Consider the following 17985-nt stretch of genomic DNA (forward strand, 5'->3'; position numbering starts at 1 on the left):
AACTTTTTGATTGACATTCACATGAAGAAACATTCCGAATGGGAGAAGAGCTTTTACATTACACAGACTTCCTTACTCTTGAGGAAAAAATCACATACTATTTCAGAATGACACTCCATGCTCATAACACCCAAAAATATTCACAGTGTATTGAACTATGCCAGAAAGGTCTTGCACTTGAAACAAGTAACACTGAGTTAAAGGCTAGAGCCTATCTTGCCATGATTAACTCTTATTTCTTCTTAGATAATTTCGATGCAGTCGAACAGCATCTAGATGTGTTTGAAGAGTTTAAATATGATTTCGTTGTAGAATCCAGCAAGATTAACCGGGCAACTACTAAAGCAAGGAAAAAGGATTACGAAGTCGCTATTCCAATGCTCCGAAGTTATATGGATGAACTTCACAAAGAGAACAAGGTACATGTGGTCAACGAATTACTCGAAATTTATTTAGAATTAGGTAATATGGATGCTATCGAAGAAGTGCTGATGAACGAGAAAGCAATCTTACCTGCTAATCCTCAGACACCTTATAAACACCGTTCGATTGGTGCTTACTACCAACTCAAAGGCAGATTCCTAACTAAATTAGGACGTTTGGATGAGGGGATGGAAAGCTACGTTAACAGCTTAAAGGCGTATGGTTTCATTAGTGCATTTGAAGAGATGAATAAATGTTTGAACGAAATGCTAACTTATTTTGATGAAAATTCACTGCCGATGGATTTACCGTATATCAAAAAGCTAAAAGAAGTGTATAATACAAATGTGGGTACTTTTGGAAAATAAGGAGGTTTTCCCGGATGAAAAAGGTAATGGCATTGATGGTATTATCGTTGTCCATGGCTGTGTGTGTGAATTTGCTACCTACAGACGTGACCTACAATAATACACCTAAAATATTTGAAGTAAAACAGAATGTTGCTGACCCCGGACATTGATTAGATAACTAATTCATTATTATAGAGAATTGGGTTTCTATTGTACCTTGATGAAAAAATATCAGGGTACTTTTTATTTTGACCCTATGGAAGCTTTAACTACGTTCTCAGTACGAAGGGGTGTCTCTATTGCACTTATTATTTAGCGAATACTGCCACATCGGAAGTCTGTCTATTTTGCCCACACTACACATGTGGAGTCGGTGTCTCTGTTGACAATCAAAATGCAATGAAACCGGGCAAATCCGCTGCAGAAAGGGTGTGTCAGACAATGAATGCCGAAATGGTGATGCAGGAGCTTGAGGCTCTCGGTAAAGAACGACTCAAGAAGATGTACATTTCCAACGGCGCGCATGAACCGCTTTTTGGCGTGGCGACAGGCGCGATGAAGCCCATCTTCAAGAAAACAAAGATCAATCAGCCTCTGGCCGAGGAGCTTTACGCAACAGGGAACTACGACGCTATGTACTTTGCCGGCATCATTGCAGACCCCAATGCGATGACGGAAGCAGATTATGAACGTTGGATGGATGCGGCTTATTTTTACATGCTGTCCGATTATGTGGTTGCCGTAACTTTAGCGGAATCAGATATTGCCCAAAAGGTTGCCGATAAATGGATCGCAAGCGGTGAAGAGTTGCGAATGTCGGCGGGTTGGAGCTGCTACTGCTGGCTGTTGGGGAATCGTCCGGATCGTGAGTTCTCCGTGGACAAAATTTCCAGTATGCTTGATCTGGTGCAACGCACGATTCACGCTGCTCCCGAACGAGCGAAATACGCGATGAACAACTTTATGTACACGGTGGCTGTATCTTATGTGCCGCTCCATGGCAAGGCGGTCGAGACTGCCAAGGCAGTAGGCCCGGTAGAAGTCAAACGGGACAAAAACAAAAGCAAGCTCATACACGCTTTCGAAAATATTCAAAAAGCAGTAGATAAAGGACAGCTTGGTTTCAAGCGCAAGCATGTAAGGTGTTAAACTCTGGCGTGCTGCACTCGTCATACGATACATGTGGAGTCTGTGACGTTGTAGACTTTGAAATAAGCTAAAAGGCTAAACCCCTTTGATTCGACGGGAGTTTAGCCTTTTTCTTTTGCATGTGAATCAAGTTCTTGACGCTGACCCCAAGTTTCCTCCAACACAACATTCACCATTCTTTCATTTGTTTGGCAGATTTCAACATGATTTAATGTAGGTAATCAGCAATGAAAGAGGGTGGCCATTTTGTCATCGGTCTTGCTCGTAATCTTCTCCATCAATTTCTCTCTCCTGCTCTTGCACGAAATGGATGCAATCAGAGCCAAAGAGTGGAAAATGTTCGCCATCCTGAAAGATATGGACGATAGCCGCGCCTTCAAAGTATTTACCATCCTCCATCTTCCCCTGTATGCCATCTTATTGTATTCGTTTATCAGTCAACAAATCGTTTCCTTCATCATCATAGATGTGTTTCTCATTTTTCACTCGATCATCCACTATTTCTTTGAGAAGCATCCGAACAATAACTTTACGAACCCGTATTCAAGATTGCTCATTTATCCAATGGGCGTATTGGGAATCTTCCATCTGCTCGGGTTAATGCTGTTTTGACCTTACCGCGCCATCCGTCACGTCAAGTCGCGCATACGCCCTCAACACCTGCAGAGTCTGTCAGTTTGCGGTGAAAAATACAAAACAGAAAGGTGGCTAAACCTCTTGAAGCTTCTCGGGTTTAACCACCTTTTTCGTTACTTCATGAACATTCGCCAGCGCAGCAACATGATTTATTGCATCGGATTGGCAAGGTTATTCACGAGAATTTGAGCCTGGTCCCCCAGCTTGATCGTGCCGGGACATTCGACGGCACAAACAATCCCTCTGCGCTTGAATGCCGCTTTTACAAAGCGTCCGGCCAATTTTGGGTGTGCCTCTGCATCGTAATTTTTTTGAATTTCTTCTCCGGGATGGACACAAGGAAGATTTTCTCCCATACAAATAAGACCCGCTCCACTCGGCAGCAGGATTCGCGAGCCCATCGTCAGGCTTGTCAAATCAGGAAATCCGCTTATCAAAAGATTAGCCCCCAGCCACTCGGGCAAAACAAACGGAACTTTCAAGTTTTCGGCGATGATGGCGCAATCCTCTTGGGACACCACCGTGATTTGGCGACGGTTCAAGATTTCGGTTCCGCGCGGATACATCGTCTGACGGGAGTCTGCTCCGAAAGTCACGCCAAAATGTCGGTCACCCGGTATGCCTCCGAACTCCAGTTTTGTCTCGGGGATACGGCGTGTGACGAAAGTCTCGGGATTGTCAGCGATAAGTATAGCTTCAACTGATGCTGCGTATGTTTTCATACAATTCTCCTCTCAGTGATCGGCGATTATGCTCCGAATGCTTGCCGCAAATGTTTGAATATTTCCCCCACAGTCTTCTTGCTAACCCCTACTTCGCCCCATTCCTCACAGTGTATCATGAATGGCTCCTTTTTTAGGAAGAAAAAGCATAATCGTGAAGCGATACTCCTCCCTAAGACTGATACAAAATTACATCGGGTGCAGGATGTCCCTCCAACAAATTGGTATATTATGGATTCATATGCATCATTCATGGAGGGCACTCAATGAAACAGCTAATCCAATTCAAAGCCGTCACAAAAGAATACAAAATCGGCGAAGTCCCGATCAAGGCGCTAAACGGAGTTGATTTTTCCATCGCGGAAGGCGAATTTGTCGTGGTTCTGGGGGCAAGTGGCGCAGGAAAAAGCACGATTTTGAACATACTTGGCGGCATGGATACCGCTACTTCTGGCCAGGTGTTTGTCGGCAACCAAGAAATTACGAGATTCGACGAGACAAAACTAACGCAGTACCGGGCTGAAAAAGTTGGCTTTGTGTTTCAATTTTACAACCTGATCCCCAACTTAACTGCGTTGGAAAACGTTGAATTTGCCACGGAAGTATGCAAAAACCATCTGAAGGCCAAAGACATTTTGCAACTGGTCGGATTAGGCCATCGGCTCAAAAACTTCCCTTCGCAGCTCTCTGGCGGCGAACAGCAAAGAGTTGCCATTGCCAGGGCTGTTGCGAAAAACCCGCTGCTGCTGCTCTGCGATGAACCGACTGGGGCTTTGGACTATGAGACGGGCAAATCCGTCCTGAAACTCCTGCAAAATTTGAACCAGGAAACCAAAAAGTGCGTCGTGCTGGTCACGCATAATTCTGCAATCGCGCCGATGGCCGATAAAATCATCAAGGTAAAAAGCGGAATGATCGAGAGCGTGACCGTTAATCATCGCAAACAAAGCGTTGAAGGGATCGAGTGGTGATGATGAAATTATTTTGGAAGCTAACAAGGGATATCAGGCAATCCATCGGTCAATTTATCGCCTTGGTCTTGGTAGTAGCGGTTGGAGCTTTTTTCTATGCGGGGCTGACCACGTACAGCGATAATCTGAGCGCTTTTGTGAACAGCTATTTCAAAGAACATCATGTAAGCGATTTATATGTGTCGTACAAACAAATCTCCAAAGACGAGTTGGCCGATTTAAGCAGCATTGCCGGAATCAAGAAAATCGAAGGACGCTACACCTTTGACGCCACACAAGTGATTGCAGGTCATAACACCTCGCTAAAAATTCACTCCATCCCTGTGCGAAATGAAATAAACACGCCCACTTTGATTGCAGGGCGTATCCCGGACAAAAAGAATGAAATCATGCTAGACTCCCATTACGCCAAAGAAAATCAGCTGCAGATCGGTGAGCAAATCCATTTGCGTGCGAACGAAAAAAGTGTGGCTTTTACCATCAGCGGCTTGGGCGAGAACGTCGAGCATGCGAAAAAGAACGACATTCAAGATCACCAAGCGTACGGAATCGGCTATATTGCCGAAGCGACAATACCTGAAATCGCAGGCGGCTTTTCTTACAATGAGGTGATGATCGATGCGCAGGATGGCTACGATATCGACAGCTTGGGCAAATCTATCGAAGCGCAGTCCAGCTACCTTGCTTATGTGGATCAAATCAGTAAAGAGCGGACTTTCAGCTACTCGAAAGTTAATCAGACGATTCACAACAACAACTTGATGAGCAAAGTTATCCCTTTTGTTCTGTTTTTGATTGAAGCTATTATTCTTTTTCTGACCATGTCGAGACTGATTGATTCGCAAAGAAATCAAGTTGGCATTATGAAAGCCTTGGGTGTCCCGACAAGAACGATCATGCTTCATTACATGGGGTATCCCGTCCTGGTCGCTATCGCAGGTTCCATCATCGGTTGCGTCGTTGCCGCTATTGTTTTCGTTCCCTTAGTGACTGCTTCGAGCGCGCGAGCCTACTCTCTGCCTGGTATCACCTACTCCATGTCTGTTTTTTCCGTCCTCCCGCCCCTCCTCTTTTCCAGTGTTTTTGGCATGTTGTCCTGTTATTTGAGTGGCAGAAGCATTTTAAAAGAACGCGTAGCGGAAGCCATGCGTCCCAAACCGCCCAAAACGATGCAACAACTGTGGATAGAAAGATTCCCGGGTGTTTGGAATCGGCTGTCCTACAGCTACAAGCTCATTTTGCGTAATATATTTTTAAACAAGCAAAAGGCTTTGGCAAGCTCGATTGGCGTTGTGATCAGCACGGTGTTACTGATCGCTGCTTTCGGCACGCAGACAGCTTTGCTGCAAGTAGCGAGCCAAATCGAAGAGGTTTACACGTACGATTTGCGCGTAGATTTTGCAAAAGGCACATCTCTAGAACAGCTAAAGTTGCCTCCTGGCAGCAAAAGCGGCTATTTTTTAGCGACTTTTCCTGTTGCATTTAGAAAAGGCACTGAAACAGAAAATGCCACTTTCGTTGTTACGGAAAAGAGTAACAGCCTGCTTCATTTCTTCGACGAAAAAGGGAATAAAATTTCTCTGGAAGATCACGGCGTTCTCGTACCCAAATCGTATGCGGACAAATACCGTATTTCCGAAGGCGATACCATCCAAGTGCACTTCACCGCACCCGAGTTGAAAACTATGTGGGTAGATATGAAGGTTTTACATGTATCAACACAGTATTCGAATCCGGCGTTTTACAGCACGCCAGCCTATTTGCAGAGCTTTGGCATAGACTACAGCCCGAACATGCTTTTGGTGGAAGGAGCCAGCCCGACAAACCTGGCAACGGTTCGCACCTTTTTTGAGCAGGATCATCGGGTAGATGCGATTGCGGATAAAAACGATCTGAAGAAATCGGCACAATATATTTTGCAGCAAAACAGTTTTGTCTTTATCCTGTTTATCGTTTGCGCGATCATCCTGTCTTTTGGCGCCATTTACACCATATCCTCCATCAACATTTACGAACGGAACCGCGAGCTTGCGACCTTGAAAGTATTGGGCTATCCGAAACATAAAATCAACCGGCTGATCTTTTGGGAAAACATGATCCTGACCGCCTTTGCGGTCATTGTCGCTCTGCCGCTCAGCGGCTATGTTTATCGGATGATCGTGAAGGCACTGTCCAGCAGCCATCAACAGATTCCTGATCAATTGAATGTATTTGTGCTAGTCGCTTCTTTTGCGCTTGCGTTTTTGCTCACGCTTTTGTCTAACTTGCTGCTGAAACGGAAGGTTGGCAGGATTGATATGATCGGGTCGTTGAAGAGTGTGGAGTAAAAAAGAAAAGGGGGTCGTTGAGATGAAATTAGCAAGTTATTGTCTGATTTTATTACTCTTGATTGGATGCGAACCAAAAGAAAATACGAACCCCACCTCGCCTGTTCATATTGTAGATCGGGACCAGCTGGTCGAGCGGTTCCAGTTGATTCATGACTTTAATTCTGTCGAAGAATTTGACACAACCAAGCTGAAAAGCCTTGAAAACGATCCCGATCGCAAAGACTACAAAAAAGTATTGCGCACTTTTATCTCTGAGTATTTTCAAAAAGAAATGGAGTCATTTCAAACTATAAGCAAAAGCGAAAATCAGCGGCATATTTTAGTCATCACGAAAGACGGCTGGTTATATAGCGTCAGCTTAAAACAGCGGGCGGATCACAATGATATTTGGACAGTAGATATGTACGGCGATCTTTCGCTGGCTGGCCTGCAACAGTCCTAGAAGATACTTTGCCGGGAGCGTCCGAGTTTAACCAAGCTATTCCCAAACAGTCATAACCGTTTTTGGTTGACCGCAAGCCGTCACATCCAATTTCATGAAAAATACCAGATATTTCTCACAGAAAAAAGCCCAAGCATGATCCCCTGCTTGGGCTTCTCGATCCCCCATCACTTCCGATACTTCGCCACCAGCATATCCGCGATTTCTTCGGCTTGGGCAATCGTCGTGATCGGGTCCCAATAGGAGTAGCGCTCCGATTCGAACCAGTAGACCTTGCCTTCTTTGACCGCTTTCAACTGCTTCCACATCGGGTTCGATTCAAACTGGCGGTTGTCTTTGCCACTGACGATAAAAATGTGGTCGCCAGCGTATTTGTCCAGCACTTCCTCGGAGATGGACAGTTGCTGGGTGTCGCCCCACAGCTCCTGCTTCACGATCGGTGGCGGGTTCAACTGCAAAATATCGTAGATCGCCTGTCCACCCCTGCCCCATCTGTTGCCGAGAATGCGGAAGTCGGATTCCCAGCGCATGAGCGCAAAAGTCTCTCCGGCGGGGAACAGCCCCTCGACTTTCTTTTTCGCTGCTTCTGCCCGGCGGTCGTATTCGGCCAGCCACGCTTCCGCCTCGGCTTCACGCCCCAACAGCTTGCCGTAATAGCGGACTTCCTCATGATCGTTTTTGAACGTCCCGAACGGAACGGCAACGGTAGGGGCAATTTTCGCGTACTTCTCGTATTCGCTCTTGTCGTTCGTATCAATAATAATCAGGTCGGGAGACAAAGCAACGACTTTTTCCAGCGATACCGTCCATTCCTCACCGATGCTTTCGACACCAGCCACATCCTGGGAGATGAACGGGTTGTCAATGTAAGGCTTTAGTGCGCCGACTGGTGTTACTCCCACAGCTAAAATCGACGACAACAAATTGTTCGTGACAATTCGGTTCGCCTTGGCGGGAATCACTACGTCTCCGAAAATCGTGCTGACCGTTTTCGTTTGCGCCACCGCCTGCTCTGCCGATTTTGTCTGCGCCTCTGCACTGCTCGCGTTTTGACTGCTGACAGGCTGGGCATTCAGGCTTGCCCCGCCCGAGCACGCGGACAGGAACAGCAGCAGGCTCAACAGTCCGGTTAAAGGCAAGGAAGATCTCGTCATTTTGTACATGGAGGAAGGGTCCTTTCTTTTCACAAGATAATGATAATGATTCTCGTTATTAACATCATCAATATACCAGTGAGCCGAAAGTGGGACAATAGACGATTCTGACCTTGCAGATGGATTATGCTGACGTTGGGACATTTTAAATTCGATTGGCGACAGTCCTGTGCGTTTTTTGAACAAACGGCTGAAATAATACACATCCTCGTACCCGATGCGCGAGGAAATTTCTTGCAAGGAAGCGTCTGTTTGCGAAAGCCATGTTTTCGCTTGCTGAATGCGAATCTGAATCACGTATTCGATGACGCTTGTTCCTGTACGACTTTTGAAGCGTCTTGCCATGTATCCAGGACTCAAACCGAACATGTCTGCCAGAAACTCGACTGTGATCGGTTGGGCAAAATGCGTTTTCATATACGTCATGGCTTGTGTGACGGGATCGGTTGTCGTGACTCGGTTGTGATCGTCCCGCAGTTGTCCGTATACTTCCAACAGAAATTGATAGAACAACGACTTGATCCGCAATTTTTCCCATTGGCCCTCTTGCCCGACAAGTCCCTGCATATTTTGAACGATATCAAGCAACGCGAGAGGTGAACGCGGCTCCATGGCAAATGGGGCATGAAAAGGCCGATGTTGTTCCAATGCCTGAAGCAGCTCGCTTTTGCAGGAGAGCGGCATTGTCGCCTTGTAGCAAATCAGATAGTATTCCAGTGCCTCAAGCGTCTGGACGATCTCCAGTTGTGTCCCTTTGCCACCGTGCACAACCTTGAACGGTGCAAACATTTGCAAAACCCCGTCCACGGCTGCATAGGCGCGTCCACGAGTGACCAGGAGAAAAAAGCTGGCGGGCAGCCTGTAGGCAGATCGCTTCTCGTGCGGGTCCAGCATCACCTGCCGGACATCCAGTATTTTGACAGTAGCGTGATCCCAAAGCCGCAAATGCTCGTCTATATCCACCAAGGCCCCTCCCCTCAAGTCCACTCGTGTTTCTGTCTGTTTTGCTTCTTAGTCTACTAGACCTTAGCCAGCGCTGTCCAATTGATTGTAACAGCGGCTGATTGGCTGCTCGCATCGCCCAACACAAAGAAAAGGCCAAGCACCGTTGGAAGCGGGGGCTTAGCCTTTTTCTGCATGCATACTTATAGCCTTACAGATTTTCACCAAAGAACGCCGTCAATTTCGTTACCGCTTGCGCGACATACTCAGGAATGTCGTACATCGCGATATGTGTTGCGCCTTCTACCCAAAAGAGTTCTTTCGGCCCATTCGACAAAGCGAAAAATTGCTCGCTGTAGCTGCGCGTACCTGCTTCGCTTCCTGCAATCAACAGGAGCGGCTGCGTCAAAAAGGTGCCGATATTGGTCGTTGCCGAGAACGCCATGAGCTTGTCGAGACTGCTGAACAGGAAGCGGTTTGTAGAATTTGGGTGTTGCGCACGAGGAGTCCGGTAGTAGTCGTAAGCTTCCTGCATGAGCACGGAAGTTGCTTGCGCTCTTTCTTCAAGCGAGTTCGGCGCCCAGTGCAAAAACATCGCTGCGGTGCCTGTTGCTTCTGCCGTGCGCTGTTTTCCTACTGCTTCGAGTGTTTGCAATGCCGCGGCACTGTCTTCCCCGCGGAACATCGCACCGATATCGACCGCACTGACCGTTGCCACCGCTTTGATCCGGCGTTCTGTTTGCGCCGCCGCTACGGCATAACCGCCGCCTGCGCAGATGCCAAGCGCCCCGATTTTTTCCGCATCGACAAACGGGAGCGTGGTCAAATAATCTACCGCGCTGCGAACATCCTCCACTCTGGCAAAAGGATCTTCCAACAGGCGCGGCTCGCCACCGCTTTCCCCTTGATAAGACGCATCAAATGCCAGCGCAACATATCCTTGCTCGGCAAGCTTTTGTGCATACAAACCAGCCGTTTGTTCCTTGACGCCTCCACCTGGGTGCACAGTCACGACCGCAGCATACTTTTTCGCTTCGTCAAAATCGGTTGGCAAGTACAGATCGCCTGCCATATGCAAAAGACCATTTTTAAAAGTAATCGATTTTTTCATATCGAAGTCTCCTTATCGTTCGTCTATTATAGAAGGTTTTTGTTTGAATACAGTCAAGCTCTTCCAGCGCCCCTCCTTCCGTCAGTAACTTTCGTGCGGCAAAAGATAATAAACGTTGATATATTATTAAACATATGTCTATTATTATAAATATGTCTAGCAAATCTACAATTGTTAGATTCCTGCCGTTTGTTTAGTAATGAACAAATCGATATCATTTGTACATGATCGATAGAAAGATGGGTGACAACTCATGGCGAAGGTGGATAGACGCATCCTCAAAACACAAGAAGCCGTAAAAAAAGCAGTCATTGAGCTGATGGCGGAAAAAAGTTTCGACGCCATTACCATCCAGGACATTTCCGACAAAGCCAACGTAAGCCGGGGCACGATCTACCTGCACTACATGGACAAGTACGACTTGCTGGACAAGCTGATTGAGGCCCACATCGAACAGCTCCGGATACTGTGTGAATCTTCTTCCGAACTGGAGTTTATCGAAGCCACCGAAATCTGGAGCAGATACTTTGAAGAACACTACGCTTTCTTTTCGCTGATGCTCACCAGTAAAGGAGCACCTTATTTCCGCACGCGATTTCTGGACTATCTCATTGATGAAGTAAAAAAAGAAGTGAATGTAACCGAGGGGAAAAATCAGGGGTTTGATCAAGGAGTGATCATTCAGTTTGTAGCTTCCGCCCTGGTCGGGCTGGTGGAATGGTGGTTTGCAAATAATCGGCCTGTCTCGCAAAAGGTTTTGGCTGAACAAATGGGGAGATTGTTGGAGCGGAATTTGTGAGGAAGCGACTTGAAAATGTTGCTGCTGGCTCCTGCGCAGGTCGCCCGTATCCACTCTTGCCCTTGCAGCTATAAGAAAAAGGGAAAAGCAGAAGCCGTCCTCCTGCCTTTCCCTTTTTCTCTGCCAAACTCAATTGCGGCTGGCGTGAAGCTCATCCAGCCATTTCTCAAATTTATTTCCGCTCCATATCTCGTGCGTAACAAACTCTCCGTTGTAGAACAAGCCGAAGGTCGTCCATATCGTAGGGGCTTGTTGCGCCTCTGCCCTGGTGGTAATCCGCTCAGCACGGAAAGGAACATTTTTTCGGCTCGCCACTTTCGCAAGCTCATCCAATACGCCCACAGCAAACGGACATTGCGCCGTGTAGAAAATGACCACGCCTTTCTGCTGTAAAAAAAGCGGTTCCCGCTTCGCAAAAGCTGGAGCGGCAGCCTGCTCGTTCCACTTCCAAGCCAACAATTGAAAATACGGCTCCGCTTCGTCGACGACCGCGAATCCCATATGTGTAAAGAAACGCTTCTCGCTTAAATACGGGTAATTTTTCCGCCCCGCGACATGCACGATGCCGTCCATCCCTCGGCTGACGGCATCCGCTCTGCAATGATCCAGCAACTGCTTGGCGTATCCTTTGCCTTTATACCTGCCTGAAACCCACAAACAGTTGATATACATGTAATTGGGCGCTTCAATCGGTGCCCAGGCCATTTCCGCAGGCAAGTATTCAATAAAAACCTTCGCCCGTTCGTTCAGGCGGTAAAAAACGAGCCCTTCTTCCATGCGCGCGGTCAGCCAGTCCTTTTTTTCCGCAACTGCCTGCTCGTATTGTTTGGCACCCAATGCACAGCAGATGTGTTCAGACTCTATGTTATGTTTCGTCAATGACAGAAACTCCACCGTAATCCGCCTCCCTTGTTTCGCTCCTCATCCATGAGTGGCTAGTCACGAAATGAAAGACTAGAACGAAAAGCGATATGGAAATACAGGGATATTTTAACATAGAGCGAAGCCATCTGAAATCTGCTGCGCAAAGACACGGGGCACCGCGAAATCAATCCATCCATGTATGCTGGAGGGGAACCATCTGCCCGCATTCCCCCAATGCCCTTTCGATACTTCGACAAGCTCAGAATGCTCCAGGTTGTACTTGTCCACTCCCGCCTGCTCTTCCACCAACACTCTCTTCTTCTTCGCCTCAACCTGCGGATCGGGAATCGGAATCACCGCCAACAAAGTCTTCGTATATTCATGCCGATGACGACGTGATTACGTCCAAAGGGTCGAGCCTTTCCCTCAAGTATTGAACTATTTGGCTCACCAGTCGGGAGGCATCGTATCCAAGCAGCAAGTCGAGAAAATCAACACGTACGACGTGGCCACTTTTGATAAAAACAAAGACATCCCGTATGGCGATCAAAATACGGTAACGGAAGGCGACAAGTACAACAACACGCTGTACGCAAGCGGCCCGTATATTTTGGCTTACAAAAACGACTACGAAGGCGTCTTCTACAAAAACCCTGGCTACATGAAGGGCACCGAGCATGAACCGCGAGTCTCGCAAATTACCGTTCGCTTCATCAAAGATGCAGACAGCTCGCTTTCCGCCCTGCGCAGCGGCGAAATTCATGTGTACTACGGCGTGCCGGAAACGAAGTACGATATTGTCAAAGGCGAAAGCAAGCTGAAGCTGCAAACTCTGCCAAGCAACGGCGTGACGTATTTGCTGTTCAACACGAAAAACCGGGAAGTCGCCAAAAGCGAGGATTTGCGAAAAGCTGTGCTTTATTCGATCAATCAGGATGAAATCTTACAGTTCTATAAAAACAACAAACTCAAAGCTTTCTCGACCGTCAGCCCGCTCGTGAAAACAGGCAATGAGCTGAAAGCCGATCCGACAAAAGTGAAGGAGTACCTGACCAAGTATATTGAAAGCGTGAAAAAATAAACGGCGCGATAGGCTGATCGTTTCTCTTTATATCTTTATATATAGAAGTAACCGACCCGCTGGACTTTGGCGGACGGTTACTTCTTGTTTTTTTGAGACACATGGAATGCCGCGCTCTCATTGCAGAGGAAACATCCGCTTCCCGGCAGCCAGGCATTTTCAACCTGTGGCAGCACTTCCCGCCATAATACACCGCTCCCCCTCTTTCCCCTCCTATGTTACTATGTGAGGTATACCTGCCTACTAACAAAGGACAACTGGAATGGAGACACGATCTTGAAAACATTTAAAAAAGTTTATATAGAGATCACGAGTATTTGCAATCTCGCCTGTACGTTCTGTCCGCCGACCGAGCGCAAGGCTACGTTTATCTCGGTGGAAAACTTCGCAAAACGGCTGGATGAGATCAAGCCGCATACCCGGCATATTTACTTGCATGTAAAAGGAGAGCCGCTCCTGCATCCCAAAATTGACGAGTTGCTCGACGTGAGCCACGAAAAAGGCTTCAAGGTCAACATCACGACCAACGGCACATTGATCGCGAAAAATCGGCATAAGCTGTTGGGGAAGCCTGCCCTGCGGCAAATGAACTTCTCCCTGCACAGCTTTGACGGCCATATCGGTTCCACCGACCGCGAAGGCTACTTGCGGGAAATTCTCTCTTTTGTCCGCGATGCTGCGGAACACAACGTCATCTTTTCCTTTCGCCTCTGGAATTTGACCCAGGACAACATCACGAACATTCAAAAGAGCAGAAACCGCCAGACGCTGGAGATGATTGAAAAAGAGTTTGGCCTGGACTACCAGATTGAAGAAAAAGTCGTGCCCGGCAGCGGCGTGAAAATCGCCGAGCGCGTATATTTGAATCAGGATCACGAGTTTCAGTGGCCAAGCATGACAGCTCCAAGCGACGAGGGCCGCGGCTTTTGCCACGCGCTGCGCAGTCAGGCTGCCATTCTTGTCGACGGGACAGTCGTTCCTTGCTGTCTGGACGGCGAAGGAGTCATCAAGCTGGGCAACATTCAGCAGACAACGTTTACCGATATTGTGGAAGGCGAGCGGGCCAATGCCATCGTCGAAGGGTTTTCACGGAGGGAAGCTGTCGAGGAATTGTGCAAACGCTGTGGGTATCGCCAGCGTTTTGGCGCATAAACACTTATCCGGATACGGATCAGAAGGGGCGATTCGATGAATTTCACAATGCGTGAGGCTACCCGAATGCTGGAGCGCGCACCGCAGACGTTGCAGCATACTCTCGGAGGACTTTCGAGCGAATGGCTCAACTGCACGGAAGGCGAAAATACGTGGAGCCCGCTGCAAGTTTTAGAGCACCTGATCGAAGCGGAACGAACGAATTGGATACCGAGACTGGAACATCTTTTGCTCGCGGGCGAGAGCGAGCCGTTCCCTCCGTTTGACCGTTTTGCCCATCTGAACAATCAGGCCGAGACATCTTTGGAAGAAAAATTGCAGGACTTCAAGACGATTCGCCTGCAAAATATCGCCAGACTGACCGAGCTGATTGATCCCGACCAGCATCTGGAGCTGACCGGCTTGCACCCGGCATTCGGTCCGGTAAAAGCGCGGGAGCTGATCTCCACCTGGGTCGTCCACGACTTGACGCACATCGCCCAAATCGTTCGCGTGATGGCAAAACGATACACGACAGACGTAGGCCCGTGGAAAGAGTACCTCGGTATTTTGCAGGACAAATAACGGAAAACTTTTTCGTGAGGGGGAGCCGTTCCCCCTCTTTTTTCATGACTCACTCTCTGATCGGAATGTTTTCCATTCTTTCACAACGGCTTCCGCTCTATGTTAAAATGCTAGTTAGTTTCCAACACCCGATGGCTTCAGACAGCCTTGCACCATGCACGCATCATCGAGTCTGATCAAGGAGAGCACAACCATGAAAAAACAAGAGCAACTGCAATTGGAGCATTTTCGGCAGATGGAGCAGTTGGAGCTTGCCTACTATGACGCCGAGTACATCACACCGTACGAGGAAAGCTATAACTGGTATCGCTATCGGCCTGACAGCATCGTCGCGATGGAGGATGACGGGCAAATTGTCGCTTTCATGAATCTGCTTCCAGTCAAGAAACACATCTACGAGCAGATCGCAGCGGGGCGTTTCAACGACAGCCTCATGACCACAGCGGATATCGACGATCCGAAGCTGCCTGGCGAGTCAGCCCATTACTATTTGTCCTGCGTCGTTGTCGCCGATGCTTATCGGAAAAGTGGCGCCCTGCCTATCATGCTCCACCATTATCTCGACGTGCTGGATGAGGTCGAACGAAGCGGCACTCGCATCCATTCGATCATCATTGATACGTTAACGGCTGCCGGCAATCGGTTTGCCCGCCGTCTCGGGATGACTCTTCTGTGCGAAAGCGACCACGATTCCCATGTATACGAGTGCAGTTATGCGACCTTCAAGCAACATGTGCTTAGCCACTATCCGTTGACGGAAACCCGTCTTCGGTAAAAAACGGCTGCCATTCCTTGGTGATCCGGCAAGATCACGATGCCGTCGCTGAATTTTTACGCACAAAAGGAGCACAGTTATGACAATGAACACAACCAATGAAACCCTGCCCCGACTGGGAGTAGGCGCGGTCATCCGCAATGAGCGCAACGAAATTTTGCTAGTATGGCGCAATCGGAATCCGCAAAAGGACACCTGGAGCATCCCCGGCGGAAAAATCGATCCGTACGAGCAGTTGGAAGCCTGTGTTATTCGGGAAATAAAAGAAGAAGTCGACCTCGATGTGGAAATCGTCGGCCTGCTCTGCATGGCGGAAACGATTCAGGCTGACGCAGGAGAGCATTGGGTGTCCGCCATCTACGAAGTCGTGGTCAAGAACGGGGTCGCTCGCAACATGGAGGAAGGCGGGGCCATCGGGGCAGTCAAATGGTTCGCTCTGGACAACCTCCCCGCAAATCTCGCTTGCTTTACGCTGCCTGCCATTGAAGCGCTGCAAAAAAGAGCGGCAGCGCCAAGCCATATATGATCGATTGCCAAGTAAAACAAGGCAAAGCAAAAAGCTGCGCCAGTAAATCAGCGCAGCTTTTCCCAAACCAATCCGAGCCTTACTCCGCTTGTCCAAGCAATTGAGCGATCTCTTTTTCCTCGCGTTCAAGGGCAATATCGAGCGGAGTCTGACCACGATCGTCCTTTTGCGTTTTATCCGCTCCGTGCGCAAGCAGCACCTCGATGACATCCAGCCGTTCCTCCCCGTCAGACACTTGTGTGTGCAGCGGGGCACTTCCGTCATGCGCCGCAGCGTTGACATTCGCCCCATGCCGAATCAGCAGGGCGGCAATCTCCGGGTACAAGACGATGTGCAGCGGCGTGATGCCCTCATCGTTTTTGGCGTGAACATCGGCACCTTTTGCGATCAACCATTCAAGCAGCTCTTCGTCTTCAGTCATCACCGCCGCATGCAAGATGGAAAACTCATACTCGTCCTTGCCATGAATCAAATCGGGCTGCTTTTGCAAGATCCGTTTGACCTCATCGAAATCGTCTATTTCTGTTGCTTCGTACAAATCTTCGAATGTATATGCCATTGCGCTCTCTTCCTTTTCCTTTGGACTTCTTCTGCAAAACGCTTCGGCAAAAAAATGCAATATCCTGTTTTTTCCACAAAAAAACCGACTCCCATTACAAGAGTCGGCCTTCCTTTTTGATTTCCAGCAATTCTTCGCTCGGTTCTACCTGGCCAAAGCCGATGCTGTCCATGACATCTGCCAGCGTATACCGCCCGAGGAACAAGATTAGCTGCTGCTCAGCCTGATTCATCAATGACTCCAAATGCCGATCGAGCTGCACGCCAACCTCGCCGCAATCCAGCTCTTCCTGGCTGTCTTCCTCGCGTTCTTCCGGGAGAGAGCGGTAAATATCGGCCAGCGTCAACTCTTTCGGGCACTTCGTCATATAGTAGCCGCCGACGCGCCCCTCTTTTGCCTCCACAATACCGGCACGGGTCAACTGGGCCATGACACGCCGCAAAAAAGTTGCATGTGTCTTGACTTGGGCCGCAATCGTCGCGCTCGACAGCACTCCGCCACTCTGGGCGAGCCAGACCAGTACGTGAACAGCAATCCGAAAGCGCGGCTTGGCTATCTGATCAATTCGATTCAGCTTCATGCTCACACAACCTGTCGTTTACAGCTTGCAGGAGCCGTCCGCGCAATTGTCCCCGGCTGTCTTTTCTTTTTCATCCTGGCCGACAAACTGGAGAGGGGCAGCAGCCTGTTCTTCCTCCCATACTTTGTTCAGCGCTCCCAGGAACACTTCTCCAGGCTGTGCGCCGGATACCGCGTATTTGTTGTTGAAAACGAAGAACGGCACGCCATTGATGCCAAGATCGGCACCTCTTTGCTTGTCTTCCTGCACCTTGTCTTTGTATTCGTCACCGGCCAGCATGGCGAGCGTCTCCTCTTTGTCCAGTCCAACCTCGGAAGCGAGCTGCGCCAATACTTCGTGATCTCCCAAGTGCAGCGATTCCGTGAAGTACGCTTTCAGCAGTCTTTCCTTCATCTCCGTCATTTTGCCGTGAGTAGCCGCATAGTGAGCGAGACGGTGGGCATCAAACGTATTCGTCGGAATCATCGTGTCAAAGTAATAGTCCAGACCGACACCTTTTGCCTGTTGAGCTACACGGTCATTCATGCCTTTTGCTTGCTCAAGCGACATGCCGTATTTGGACGCCAGCACCTGATGCATGTCCATGTTCGTATCGCGCTCCATGGTTGGATCGAGCTGGAAGCTGCGGTAAACGACCTCGACCTGATCCTTGTTCGGGAACTGCGACAAAGCTCCTTCCAATTGACGCTTGCCAATATAGCAAAATGGGCAGGCAAAATCAGACCAAACTTCTACTTTCATCGTACATCCTCCTCTTATTCAACGGCTCTTGCCAACGGGCCAACCGTAAACTGCAATCGTTACAAGCACATTATACACCATCTATTTGCTGTATGCTGCACTTTTGAGGAGAAA

The 17985-nt window shown here is 48.6% G+C and carries 20 protein-coding genes and 1 pseudogene; 13 read left to right on the forward strand and 8 right to left on the reverse strand.

What is annotated here, in order from left to right; all coding sequences use genetic code 11:
• The first annotated feature begins 38 nt into the window (after positions 1–38).
• From DEP07_RS19790 to DEP07_RS19805, 4 genes are all read left to right on the forward strand, one after another.
• On the forward strand, positions 39–791 hold the full coding sequence (locus tag DEP07_RS19790; RefSeq protein WP_287102920.1) for a hypothetical protein: 753 nt from the start codon (positions 39–41) through the stop codon (positions 789–791).
• Positions 792–805: 14 nt separating this feature from the next.
• Entirely contained in the window at positions 806–943 is a 138-nt protein-coding gene (locus tag DEP07_RS19795; protein ID WP_287102921.1) for a hypothetical protein, read from the forward strand.
• 271 nt (positions 944–1214) lie between these two features.
• Positions 1215–1922: a DNA alkylation repair protein gene (locus DEP07_RS19800; RefSeq protein ID WP_287102922.1), complete on the forward strand. Its 708-nt coding sequence runs from the start codon at positions 1215–1217 to the stop codon at positions 1920–1922.
• A 246-nt stretch (positions 1923–2168) separates the two neighbouring features.
• Positions 2169–2534, forward strand: a complete 366-nt coding sequence (locus DEP07_RS19805) for a DUF6713 family protein (protein ID WP_353772890.1) — start codon at positions 2169–2171, stop codon at positions 2532–2534.
• Between the two features lie 173 nt (positions 2535–2707).
• On the opposite strand, the gene DEP07_RS19810 is transcribed toward DEP07_RS19805, so the two are convergent.
• On the reverse strand, positions 2708–3280 hold the full coding sequence (locus DEP07_RS19810; RefSeq protein WP_122966185.1) for an MOSC domain-containing protein: 573 nt from the start codon (positions 3278–3280) through the stop codon (positions 2708–2710).
• Between the two features lie 266 nt (positions 3281–3546).
• Here DEP07_RS19810 and DEP07_RS19815 point away from each other — a divergent pair, with 266 nt between their 5' ends.
• The 3 genes from DEP07_RS19815 to DEP07_RS19825 are packed head-to-tail and all read left to right on the forward strand — an operon-like array spanning position 3547 to position 7023.
• Positions 3547–4251 (forward strand): ABC transporter ATP-binding protein, encoded by a 705-nt coding sequence (locus DEP07_RS19815; protein WP_122966186.1) that lies wholly within the window; start codon positions 3547–3549, stop codon positions 4249–4251.
• Positions 4251–6578: an ABC transporter permease gene (locus DEP07_RS19820; protein ID WP_429827510.1), complete on the forward strand. Its 2328-nt coding sequence runs from the start codon at positions 4251–4253 to the stop codon at positions 6576–6578. The genes DEP07_RS19815 and DEP07_RS19820 overlap by 1 nt, the downstream gene beginning before the upstream one ends.
• A gap of 22 nt (positions 6579–6600) precedes the next feature.
• On the forward strand, positions 6601–7023 hold the full coding sequence (locus DEP07_RS19825) for a hypothetical protein (RefSeq protein WP_173597090.1): 423 nt from the start codon (positions 6601–6603) through the stop codon (positions 7021–7023).
• A gap of 167 nt (positions 7024–7190) precedes the next feature.
• On the opposite strand, the gene DEP07_RS19830 is transcribed toward DEP07_RS19825, so the two are convergent.
• Both DEP07_RS19830 and DEP07_RS19835 read right to left on the reverse strand, forming a co-directional pair.
• Complete coding sequence (locus DEP07_RS19830; protein ID WP_122966187.1) at positions 7191–9140, reverse strand: AraC family transcriptional regulator; 1950 nt, start codon at positions 9138–9140, stop codon at positions 7191–7193.
• Positions 9141–9330: 190 nt separating this feature from the next.
• Positions 9331–10230: an alpha/beta hydrolase gene (locus tag DEP07_RS19835; protein WP_287102924.1), complete on the reverse strand. Its 900-nt coding sequence runs from the start codon at positions 10228–10230 to the stop codon at positions 9331–9333.
• 253 nt (positions 10231–10483) lie between these two features.
• On the opposite strand from DEP07_RS19835, the gene DEP07_RS19840 reads away from it, so the two are divergent.
• Positions 10484–11029, forward strand: a complete 546-nt coding sequence (locus DEP07_RS19840) for a TetR/AcrR family transcriptional regulator (protein WP_280649074.1) — start codon at positions 10484–10486, stop codon at positions 11027–11029.
• Positions 11030–11158: 129 nt separating this feature from the next.
• Here DEP07_RS19840 and DEP07_RS19845 read toward each other — a convergent pair whose 3' ends face one another.
• The gene (locus tag DEP07_RS19845) at positions 11159–11923 is read right to left on the reverse strand and encodes a GNAT family N-acetyltransferase (RefSeq protein ID WP_122966190.1); all 765 of its coding nucleotides are present in this window, start codon (positions 11921–11923) and stop codon (positions 11159–11161) included.
• A gap of 96 nt (positions 11924–12019) precedes the next feature.
• Positions 12020–12256, reverse strand: coding sequence for a hypothetical protein (locus tag DEP07_RS19850; protein ID WP_229049829.1), 237 nt, complete (start codon positions 12254–12256; stop codon positions 12020–12022).
• 52 nt (positions 12257–12308) lie between these two features.
• Between DEP07_RS19850 and DEP07_RS19855 the strand changes: the two are divergent.
• The 5 genes and pseudogenes from DEP07_RS19855 to DEP07_RS19875 form a co-directional block, all read left to right on the forward strand.
• A pseudogene (locus DEP07_RS19855) lies at positions 12309–12974 on the forward strand (ABC transporter substrate-binding protein); the annotation flags it as partial.
• Positions 12975–13250: 276 nt separating this feature from the next.
• Positions 13251–14126, forward strand: coding sequence for a radical SAM/SPASM domain-containing protein (locus tag DEP07_RS19860; RefSeq protein WP_173597093.1), 876 nt, complete (start codon positions 13251–13253; stop codon positions 14124–14126).
• A 36-nt stretch (positions 14127–14162) separates the two neighbouring features.
• Entirely contained in the window at positions 14163–14690 is a 528-nt protein-coding gene (locus tag DEP07_RS19865; protein WP_287102925.1) for a DinB family protein, read from the forward strand.
• 193 nt (positions 14691–14883) lie between these two features.
• On the forward strand, positions 14884–15465 hold the full coding sequence (locus tag DEP07_RS19870; protein ID WP_287102926.1) for a GNAT family N-acetyltransferase: 582 nt from the start codon (positions 14884–14886) through the stop codon (positions 15463–15465).
• Positions 15466–15544: 79 nt separating this feature from the next.
• On the forward strand, positions 15545–15991 hold the full coding sequence (locus tag DEP07_RS19875) for an NUDIX domain-containing protein (RefSeq protein ID WP_429827511.1): 447 nt from the start codon (positions 15545–15547) through the stop codon (positions 15989–15991).
• Between the two features lie 79 nt (positions 15992–16070).
• Here DEP07_RS19875 and DEP07_RS19880 read toward each other — a convergent pair whose 3' ends face one another.
• The 3 genes from DEP07_RS19880 to DEP07_RS19890 form a co-directional block, all read right to left on the reverse strand.
• Positions 16071–16550 carry an ankyrin repeat domain-containing protein gene (locus DEP07_RS19880; protein WP_122966195.1) on the reverse strand — a complete coding sequence of 160 codons (480 nt, stop codon included), beginning with the start codon at positions 16548–16550 and terminating at the stop codon, positions 16071–16073.
• Between the two features lie 94 nt (positions 16551–16644).
• Entirely contained in the window at positions 16645–17130 is a 486-nt protein-coding gene (locus DEP07_RS19885) for an Rrf2 family transcriptional regulator (RefSeq protein WP_122966196.1), read from the reverse strand.
• An 18-nt stretch (positions 17131–17148) separates the two neighbouring features.
• Positions 17149–17871: a DsbA family oxidoreductase gene (locus DEP07_RS19890; RefSeq protein ID WP_173597098.1), complete on the reverse strand. Its 723-nt coding sequence runs from the start codon at positions 17869–17871 to the stop codon at positions 17149–17151.
• Positions 17872–17985 lie beyond the last annotated feature (114 nt).

The sequence above is a fragment of the Brevibacillus sp. genome (assembly GCF_003521185.1).
Classification (GTDB): Bacteria; Bacillota; Bacilli; order Brevibacillales; family Brevibacillaceae; genus Brevibacillus; species Brevibacillus parabrevis.